The organism is Bradyrhizobium ferriligni, assembly GCF_056837965.1.
Window position 1 is genome coordinate 1 of the sequence record NZ_JBXEJO010000133.1, and the last position, 9,816, is coordinate 9,816.

At 65.0% G+C, this 9,816-nt stretch carries 8 protein-coding genes; 6 read left to right on the forward strand and 2 right to left on the reverse strand.

The window, feature by feature from the left end:
- Positions 1–180: 180 nt before the first annotated feature.
- A complete protein-coding gene (locus AC1VNY_RS41460; protein ID WP_038382584.1) occupies positions 181–1,374 on the reverse strand; it encodes a serine hydrolase domain-containing protein in 1,194 nt (397 codons plus the stop codon).
- Positions 1,375–1,719: 345 nt separating this feature from the next.
- Here AC1VNY_RS41460 and AC1VNY_RS41465 point away from each other — a divergent pair, with 345 nt between their 5' ends.
- From AC1VNY_RS41465 to AC1VNY_RS41480, 4 genes are all read left to right on the forward strand, one after another.
- Positions 1,720–2,043, forward strand: coding sequence for a hypothetical protein (locus tag AC1VNY_RS41465; RefSeq protein ID WP_482409513.1), 324 nt, complete (start codon positions 1,720–1,722; stop codon positions 2,041–2,043).
- Between the two features lie 156 nt (positions 2,044–2,199).
- Positions 2,200–3,696, forward strand: a complete 1,497-nt coding sequence (locus AC1VNY_RS41470) for an NAD-dependent succinate-semialdehyde dehydrogenase (RefSeq protein WP_482409514.1) — start codon at positions 2,200–2,202, stop codon at positions 3,694–3,696.
- A 44-nt stretch (positions 3,697–3,740) separates the two neighbouring features.
- The gene (locus tag AC1VNY_RS41475) at positions 3,741–3,890 is read left to right on the forward strand and encodes a hypothetical protein (protein WP_482409515.1); all 150 of its coding nucleotides are present in this window, start codon (positions 3,741–3,743) and stop codon (positions 3,888–3,890) included.
- A gap of 426 nt (positions 3,891–4,316) precedes the next feature.
- Entirely contained in the window at positions 4,317–6,383 is a 2,067-nt protein-coding gene (locus AC1VNY_RS41480; RefSeq protein ID WP_482409516.1) for a TonB-dependent receptor, read from the forward strand.
- Between the two features lie 102 nt (positions 6,384–6,485).
- Here AC1VNY_RS41480 and AC1VNY_RS41485 read toward each other — a convergent pair whose 3' ends face one another.
- Entirely contained in the window at positions 6,486–7,385 is a 900-nt protein-coding gene (locus tag AC1VNY_RS41485; RefSeq protein ID WP_482409517.1) for an amino acid ABC transporter substrate-binding protein, read from the reverse strand.
- Positions 7,386–7,529: 144 nt separating this feature from the next.
- On the opposite strand from AC1VNY_RS41485, the gene AC1VNY_RS41490 reads away from it, so the two are divergent.
- Complete coding sequence (locus tag AC1VNY_RS41490) at positions 7,530–8,231, forward strand: GntR family transcriptional regulator (protein ID WP_482409518.1); 702 nt, start codon at positions 7,530–7,532, stop codon at positions 8,229–8,231.
- Between the two features lie 59 nt (positions 8,232–8,290).
- Entirely contained in the window at positions 8,291–9,661 is a 1,371-nt protein-coding gene (locus tag AC1VNY_RS41495; RefSeq protein ID WP_482409519.1) for an NAD(P)/FAD-dependent oxidoreductase, read from the forward strand.
- The last annotated feature ends 155 nt before the right edge of the window (positions 9,662–9,816 follow it).

Here is a 9,816-nt window from a genome sequence, read left to right on the forward strand (position 1 = left end):
GTGCTCCCTCTCCCGCTTGCGGGGGAGGGTTGGGGTGGGGGTGTCGCCGCGAGTCGCACTCCCTCATTGGAGAGAGCCCCCACCCGCATCGCATCTTTCGATGCGATGCGACCTCCCCCGCGAGCGGGAGAGGTGCAGCGAGTGCGCTGTTGGACCGATGTCGCCTGACCTCGCTCTACCTTACGCCGCTCTCTGCCCGCTGCCGGCGTCCAGCCCGGCATAGATGCCCTTCTCGAAGCCTGCGAAGGCTTCCAGGCTGTGCTTGTCGGCGAACGGCAACAGCTGGGTCAGGATCACGCCGCAGACGTCGCGCGACGGATCGATCCAGTAATAGGTGTTGGCAAGGCCCGCCCAGGCGAGGCTGCCGGCGCTGCGGCCTTCCGGCGTCTTGGCGGTGTTGATGAGGAAGCTCAGTCCCCACTTCTTGACGATGTCGGGATAGAGATCGACATCGTTGGTGTACATCGGCAGGGCCGTCGTCATCTTGCCGACGGTGAGCTCGCCGATGTGATTCTGCCCCATGGTCGCGACCGTCTCGGCCTTCAGCACCTGATTGCCGTTGCCTTTGCCCTTGTTGAGGATCATCTGGCAGAACTTGATGTAGTCGGCCGCCGTCGAATACAGGCCGCCGCCACCCATGTGGAATTCAGGATTCTGCTCGAGCTCGAACGGGATTGCCGCCAGCGTGCCGTCCTCGCCGCGGGCATGCATGCCGACCAGCCGCTTGCGCATGTCGTCGGAGATCTTGAACGCGGTGTCGCTCATGCCGAGCGGTGCGAACATGTTGTCGCGCAGATAGGCATCGAGCTTCTTGCCGGATGCGGCTTCCACCGCCTTGCCGACGAAGTCGATATTGGTGCCGTACTCCCAGCGCGTGCCGGGGTCCGTCATGATCGGCGTCTTCAGCGCGGCATTCAGGCAGGTGATGATGCCGGGCGTGCCGGTCTTTTCCAGATACTTCCCGAGGTTGCCGTCCCACATATCGTAGGCGAAGCCGGCGGTGTGGGTCATGAGCTGGCGCAGCGTGATCGGCTTTTTCGCCGGCCGCAGCTGCGGCTCGCCCTTGGCGTCGAAGCCGTCAAGCACCTGCACCGCGGCGAGATCGGGCAACAGCTTGCCGATCGGCTCATCGAGCGAGAGCTTGCCCTGCTCGACAAGCTGCATCGCGCCCGCCGAGGTCACCGCCTTGGTCATCGAGGCGATCCAGAACACACTGTCCGCCGTCATGGGATCGCTCTTGGAGAGGTCGCGCTTGCCGAACGCGCCTTCGTAGATCACGTCCTTGCCGGTGGCCGCGATGGCGACCACGCCGGGAATTTCCTTTGCCTCGCTCTTCTGGCGCAATACCTGATCGATCTGGGCCTTGCTCTGCATTGGGGGCTTCCTCCGGTGGGGTTTATTGTTTTGAAGTGGGCGGATCATCCTCCCGCTTTTCCGCTCCCGCAAGGCGGGCGCGATGCGACGATGTCGCGATGTCGTGAAGGCGGGCCGCTAGGAACGGCCTTGGTCGGGAGACGTTCACCACGCGCGCAGATTTTGCAGGGGACGCCGCGCAAGTCCCGGTGACCTCCGCAAGCGGCCACGGTAACGTGATCAAGGAATGATTTTCGTACCTGATTATTTGCATTAACGCATTCAGATCGCTGCACAAACGGTGCGGCGGATTGGACCGGATTTGACGAAAAGATTCGTCATTTCCCGCCTTGCGGGGGCGCAGCAATGATTTCGACATGGAGTGAATGGAAGCGCTATCCGCGGCCGGGCCGCGGCGAGAATATCGAGGCGCCGATCAGCCCAGGTCTCTACGAAGTCCGCTACGCAGGTACCGGCGCACTGCACTCGTTCGAGGCCGTCGAGAATGTCGCGCAGGCGCTGGCGCTGCTGCGGTCCGGCACCAAATCCTGGTTCGGCCGCCGCGATGCGCGGGCGCAGGCCGACCTCGAATACCGGACCTGCGCGACCTCGACCAAGGCGGACGCCAAGGCCGCGGCCGAGCGCATGATCGGCCGTCGTGAAACCTATATGTCCGGCGGCGCAGTCTGAGCGCCACTGCACGACGGCGCGTGGAAGAAGATCGCGCGCGAGCCCTCAATATTGCTTGAAGCAGGGTCGCGCCCGGCGCCGGTGCATCGCAGCGGCTTTCCGCTTATATAGGCGGCGAACACCCCAAGAAATTCCAGAAATGACAGGAGTAACGCCATGACCCCGCCCGTTGCCGCACGCGCCAGCCAATCCGCAGCATCCTCCCTGCAAAGCCGCCTGAAGGACCCCTCGCTGCTGCGCGACCGCTGCTACATCGACGGCGCCTGGGTCGGCACCCCCGAATTCGCCGTCAACAATCCGGCGACCGGCGTCGAGCTGATCAAGATCCCGCAGCTGAGCGCCGATGACGCGACCAAGGCCGTCGAGGCCGCCGAGCGCGCGTTTCCGGCCTGGGCCAAGCTGACCGCGAAACAGCGTTCCAACATCTTGCGCAAATGGTTCGATCTGATCATCGCCAACCGCGAGGACCTCGCGCTGATCCTGACCTCCGAGCAGGGCAAGCCGCTGGCGGAAGCGCTCGGCGAGGTCGATATCGGCGCCGCCTATGTCGAATTCTTCGCGGAAGAGGCGCGTCGCGTCTATGGCGAGACGATCCCGACGCAGCGTCCGGACGCGCGTCTGCTCGCGATCCGGCAGCCGATCGGTGTCTGCGGCGCCATCACCCCGTGGAATTTCCCGAACTCGATGATCACCCGCAAGGTCTCGCCTGCGCTGGCTGCCGGTTGCAGCGTGGTGCTGAAGCCCGCCAACGAGACGCCGCTGTCGGCGCTCGCGCTCGTTGCGCTGGCCGAGAAGGCCGGCGTGCCGAAGGGCGTGTTCAACATCATCACCGGTGATGCGCCGCCGATCGGCAAGGTGCTGTGCGAGCATCCGGCGGTGCGCTTCGTCGGCTTCACCGGCTCGACCGAGGTCGGCAAGATCCTGTACCGGCAGGCGTCGGTCGGCGTGAAGAAGCTCGGCCTCGAGCTCGGCGGCAACGCGCCGTTCGTGGTGTTCGACGATGCCGACATCGATGCCGCGGTCGAAGGCGCCATCGTCTCGAAGTATCGCAACATGGGCCAGACCTGCGTCTGCGCCAACCGTCTCTATGCCCAGGACAAGATCTACGACGCGTTCGTCACGAAGCTGTCGAAGAAGGTCGCGGAGATGAAGATCGGCGACGGCACGGAGGCTGGCGTGACGCAGGGGCCGCTGATCAACATGGAAGCGATCGAGAAGGTCGAACGGCACATCGCCGACGCCGTGAAGGGCGGCGCCAAGATCGTGACCGGCGGCAAGCGCTCGTCGCTCGGCCGCAGCTTCTTCGAGCCGACGGTGCTGTCGGATGTGCGGCCGGATGCGCTGGTGTCGCACGAAGAAACCTTCGGCCCGCTCGCGCCGGTGATCCGCTTCAAGGACGAGGCCGACGTGATCGCGATGTGCAACGCCTCGCCGTTCGGCCTCGCCTCCTACTTCTACTCGCGCGACATCGGCCGCGTCTGGCGCGTCGCCGAGGCGCTGGAGTCGGGCATGGTCGGCGTCAACTCCGGCCTGATCACGACCGAAGTGGCGCCGTTCGGCGGCGTCAAGGAAAGCGGCCTCGGCCGCGAAGGCTCGCGCCACGGCATGGATGAATATGTCGAGATCAAATACGTGATGATGGCCGGCGTCTGATCGCCGGGCTGCGTGTCCCTTCGCCCTGGCGGGCGAGGGGACGCATGCCGGTGAATCCATCGGTCGTCGTTGTCGATCGCTCCGTCCGCCGCCATCAGCGGTCTGCGACGATTCACCGCGACGGTTGGATGCAGCGCGTCGATGGCGACGACGATCGCATCAAGAATCCCTCTAACCTCGAAGGTGGCGATTAGAAGCAAGCCGCATGCGCGCAACGCCGATTCAGCGAAAGAATAATCGAAACACGGAATCTGCCGCATCGATGTCGCTTCATGCAGCAGGTGTTATCCCCGTCGCTTAGATGCGTTCTAGTTGGCCTCACAACGCATGCTGCTTATGCCCCGGTGGTCGCGCTCGAACCCTGATGATGTTCGAGGCGAAGCCACGAAGAATCCGGGGACCTCATGCTCGTCAGTTCAAACGCTCCACGCGCATTTCAATTCGCGTGCGCGTCTCTCTTCCTTTCCGCGGTCCCTTCGCTCGCCCAGTCGCCTGAGCAGTCACCCGCGAGCAGCGTTGCGCCGCTGCCTCCAATCGTCGTCACCGCGCCAGAGCATCGAGCCACGCCGGTTCGGAGGCCGTCGTCGTCGCGCTCAGTGCGCCGATCGGGATCGCATCAGGTGAGCAGGCGCGAGCACGTGCCGCAGGCTGCGGCCGCGCCGACGGCCGGCGCGCAGCAGGCGGCGTTACCCGTGCCCTATATCGGCGGCCAGGTCGCGCGCGGCGGGCAACTCGGCCTGCTCGGCAACAAGGACTACATGGAGACCCCGTACAGTCTGACGAGCTACACCGAGAAGACGATCCGCGATCAGCAGGCAACCAGCGTTGCGGAAGTGCTGACCAATTCCGATCCGTCGGTGCGTGCTGCGATCGGCAGCAGCAACCGTTACGACGCGCTGACGATCCGCGGCTTCCGGGTCGAGAACAGCGAAATCGCCTTGAACGGGCTCTACGGCCTCGTTCCGGCCTACCGCATCAATCCGGCTCCCATCGAGCGCATTGAGCTGCTCAAGGGGCCGGGTGCCTTTCTCAACGGAATGGCTCCGCAAGGCAGCATCGGTGGCACGGTCAATGTCGTGACGAAGCGGGCGGCGGAAGACATCACGCGCCTGACCGCCGGCTACATCTCGGATGGACGCTTTGGAGCGGAGCTGGACCTCGCACGCCGCTATGGCGAACAGAAGGAATGGGGCGTTCGCTTCAACGGCGGGATCGACGGCGGCAACACCACGATCGATCGGCAGTCGGCGCGCAACGGCGTGGGCTCGCTCGGCGTCGACTATCATGGAGAGCGCTTTCGCTGGTCGGCGGACATCATCTCCCAGGACGACTGGATGAAGGCGGCCCAGCGCGGCTACACGCCCGTGCCCGGCATCGTCATGCCGAGCGCTCCCGATCCGCGTATCAATCTCGCGCAGCGGTTTGACTATGCGCGGTCGCAGAGCCTGACCGGCTTGACCAGGGCCGAACACGATCTCAGCAACAGCGTCACCGTGTTTGGCGCGATCGGCGGCAACCAGTTCCGCTACGACAAGCAGGAAGATCCCGGTGCCACGTTGCTCAACACCGCAGGCGATGCCTTGGGCACGTCACGGTTCCAGACCGGCAAGTCGGAGGGCGCCTCCGGCGAGGCGGGCATACGCGCGCGTTTCGACACGGGTCCCATCGGCCACGAGGTCGTGGTCAGCGGCAGCGCGCTCGACCGGACCGATTGGCTCGGGCAGACCAACTATGCGACCTACCTGACCAACATCTACCGACCGACCTTGTTGGCGACTGCCGGCAACCCGGTGTCGACGTTCCCGGAAGGCAAATCCGGCTTCCTCGGGCTGCGCAGCGTCGGTGTTGCCGACACCATCACGACGATGGGGGGCCTGTTGCAGGTGATCGTGGGCGCGCGCCAGCAGCAGGTGATCGCGAACAGCTTCAATCCGGTCAGCGGCCTGGAAACAACACACTACGACGATAGCGCGACGTCGCCTTCGATCGCCTTGGTGGTGAGGCCGATCAAGCAACTCTCGCTTTATGCCAATTACATCGAAGGCCTGACGCCGGGGCCGACGCCGCCCTCCGGCGCGGTGAATACCAATGCGGTGTTTGCGCCGTTCAAGACGCGACAAGTCGAGGTCGGCACGAAGCTCGATCTCGGAGGCTTCGGTGCGAGCCTTGCGGCGTTCCAGATCAGCCAACCGAGCGGTGTGATCGATCCCATCACCAAGATCTACAGTCTGGATGGCGAGCAGAGAAACCGCGGTATCGAGCTCAATACCTTCGGCGAGGTCACGCCCGGCGTCCGCGTTCTCGGTGGCGTGACCTGGCTCGATGCCCGGCTCACCCAAACGCAGGGACACCTCTACGACGGCAATCACGCGATCGGCGCGCCCGACCTGCAGGGCAATCTCGGTGTCGAATGGGATACGCCCTTCGTGCCCGGCCTCACCGCGACGGCGCGTGCCATCTACACCAGCCGGGCCTATGTCAGTGCCGACAACGTCCAAAGCGTCCCCGCCTGGGCGACCTTCGACATCGGTGCGCGTTACGCGACGACGCTCGCGGGGCGTCCGACCACCTTCAGGGCGTCGCTGACCAATCTGTTCGACAAGCACTACTGGATCGGCAATCCAACCGGCTATGTGATCAGCGGCATGCCGCGGACGCTCTGGCTTTCCATGACGGTGGATTTCTAGCAGGAAAGCCGAGGGCCATCGCGCGCCGCACGCTGGTGTGCGGTGGCCGCTCAGACGTCGCGGCTGTGTTGCGAAAGATTCGCCGCCGATCCGGCGATTGCCTCACACGCCCTTGTCGTTCGGGTTGGCGACGGCATCCTTCAGCGGCGCTGTCATCGGAAAATTCAGGTTCACGTTCTTCGGCGGGATCGGCCGCGTGAACCATTTTGCGTAGAGCTCCTGGAATTCGCCGTTCTTCATCATGGCGACCAGCGTCTTGTCGACCAGCGCCTTGAACTCCGGATCGCCCTTGCGGATGATCAGCCCGTAGGGTTCGGTGCGCAGGCTGTCGTCGATGATGCGCCAGTCCGCAGGGTTGCGGCTGCCGGCGATCAGGCTCGCCAGCAGAATGTCGTCCATCACGAAGGCTTCGCTGCGCCCGGTGGTCAGCGCGAGGAACGATGCGGCGTGGTCCGCCGTCAGGATGTTCTTGGTCTGAAAGTTCTTCTCCTGGGCCCGTGCGCTCAACAGTCCGATCGAGGTCGAGCCCGAGGTCAGCGAGACCGGCCGGCCGCCGAGATCCTCAAAGGTCTTGATCGGCGCGTCCTTGTGCACCACCGCACGGATGCTCGACACGAAGATCGTGTTGCTGAAGGCGACGACCTTCTGCCGCTCCAGCGTATTGGTGGCGGGACCGCAGACGATGTCGATGGTGCCGTTCTCGATCAGCGGGATCTGGGTGGAGAGCTGGATCGGCTGCAGCCTGGTCTGCAGCGCCGGCAGCTTCAGCTCGGCCTTCACCGCATCGACGATCCGGGTGCAAAGGTCCATCGCAAAGCCGACCGGCTTCTGGTTGTCGTCGAGATAGGAGAACGGGACCGAGACGTCGCGGTGGCCGAGCCGGATTTCGCCGGCATCGCGGATCTTGGCCAGGGTGCCGCCGGACGATTGGGCCTGTGCCGGGGCGGCTGTCGCCGCCGCAAGAAAAGCTAGGCAGATCAATCGCTTGGCGGCTTGATGCATCGGGGTGCTCGCGAACGATGGCGATATTGGATACGATGAGGAGAGATTTTATACACTGCATTGCATAATCGGCAAACTGATTTTATACAATCAGCTAGGCCGGATATCCTGGCCGCCGCCGCCGCACAGCGAGAGAGAAGCCGGATGGAACCCGCAACCGTCACCAGCCACCGAGGGGCCGGACCCCACGGTTCCGCGCCGGACGCCGTGCGCGAGGCATTGCGGGCCGCGATCAGCTCGGGTGAGCTCGCGCCCGGACTGCAGCTGCGCCAGGACGAGCTCGCCGCGCGGTTCGGGACCAGCCGCATCCCGGTGCGCGAGGCGCTGCGCCAGCTCGAGGCCGAAGGTTTTGTGACCTTCCTGCCCAACCGCGGCGCGGTGGTCTCGGATCTCTCGATCGACGAGGTGATCGAGTTGCTCGAGATCCGGATCGCGCTCGAATGCCACGCGCTGCGCCTGGCGATCCCGGCCATGGGCGAGATCGATCTCGAGGCGGCGACGAAAATCCTCCGCGCCTACGATGCCGAGCCTGATCCGGCGCAATGGGGCGCCTTCAACTGGAAATTCCACGCCACGCTCTACGCGCCGTGCAATCGCCCGCGCCTGCTCGGCATGATCGAGGCGAATTACGGCCATGTCGGCCGCTTCACCCGGGCGCTGGTGTCGCAGGCGACCGGCAAGGAGCGTCCGCAGCGCGAGCACTACCGGCTGCTCGAATTCTGCCGCGACGGCGAGGTCAAGAAGGCGGTCCGGCTGCTGCGCGACCATATCGAGGAGACGCAGAAGACGCTGCGCTCGGCGCAGCGCCAGGCGTTGCGGGATGCAGGCGAGGGTCGTCCGGTCTGATCACGTTCTGACAATGTGAATGATCGCGGGCCGCGCTGCGCGGTCTATGGAGAGTGCGCGTGAAGACCAATGACGTCGAAATCCTGGTGATCGGTGCGGGCATCGTCGGCATCGCCACGGCCTATTACCTCGCCGTTCAGCACAAGCGTTCGCGCGTGCTGATTGTCGACGAAGGCCAGCCGATGGCATTGACCTCGGCGCAGTCGGGCGAGAACTACCGCAACTGGTGGCCGCATCCGACGATGGCCGACTTCACCAACCATTCAACCGACCTGATGGAGGAGATCGCGCGCCGCAGCGACAACCGCATCCACATGACCCGGCGCGGCTATCTCCTGGTCACGCGCGAGGAAAAGCCCGAGGAATTGTTGCAGCAACTTTACGCCGGCTATGGCGCGCAGGCCGAAAAGCTGATCCGCCTGCACGAGGGCGCAAGCCGCGGCTACCTGCCGCCGCATTCGGCGGACTGGCAGAGTGCGCCCGACGGCGTCGACGTCCTGCTCGGCCGCGATCTGATCCAGTCGCACTATCCAAACTTCGACAAGGACGTCGCGACGGCGCTGCATATCCGCCGCGCGGGCGACATCAGCGGCCAGCAACTCGGCCAGTACATGCTGGAAACGATGCGGCCGCTGGGTGCGCAATTCCAGCAGGCGAGGGTGCTCGGTATCGCGAAGACCGACCGCTTCGTCGTCGATGTGCTCGCCGATGGCGCGCGGCAGGCGATCAAGGCCGACATCATCGTCAATGCCGCGGGCCCGTTCGCGGCGCATGTCGCGGCGATGCATGGCGAAGAGCTGCCGATCGTCAACGTGCTGCAGCAGAAGATCGCGTTCGCCGACCGCAACCGCGCGGTCGATCGCAAAATGCCGTTTGCGATCGATCTCGACGGCCAGACGCTGGCCTGGTCCGATGACGAGCGCGAGGCGCTGGCAGCGGCGCCGGAATTTTCGCGCCTGCTGGCGCCGATGCCGGGCAGCATCCATTGCCGGCCCGACGGCGGCGATCACGGCGAGTGGATCAAGCTCGGCTGGGCGTTCAACGCGGAACAGACCACCGAGCCGGTCCGCGAGCCGGAGTTGAATCCCTATTTCCCCGAGGTCGTACTGCGCGCGGCGAGCCGGCTGCAGCCAAAGCTCGCGCACTATCTCGGCGCGTTGCCGCGCGACCGCGTGCATTACGGCGGCTACTATCCGATGACCAGGGAAAACTGGCCGCTGATCGGGGCTGCGAAAACGCCGGGCGTGTTCCTCGCCGCGGCGCTGTCGGGCTATGGCACGATGGGCGCCTGCGCCGCCGGCGATCTCTGCGCCCGCGCCGTGGTCGGCGCATCAGTGCCGGCCTTCGCCCACAGCCTCTCGCTCGCGCGCTATCAGGACAAGGCGCTGATGGACCAGCTTGCGGCGAGCGAAAGCCGCGGGTTGCTGTAGCTTATCCGCACGCTCGCTCCTACCTCTCCCGCTTGCGGGGGAGGTCGGCGCGCCTGCGCGCCGGGTGGGGGCTGTCTCGTCTGGGTGACTCGTGGTGAAACCCCCACCCCAGCCCCTGTCTATTATACACATCCGACGCTGCCGACGATCGCATA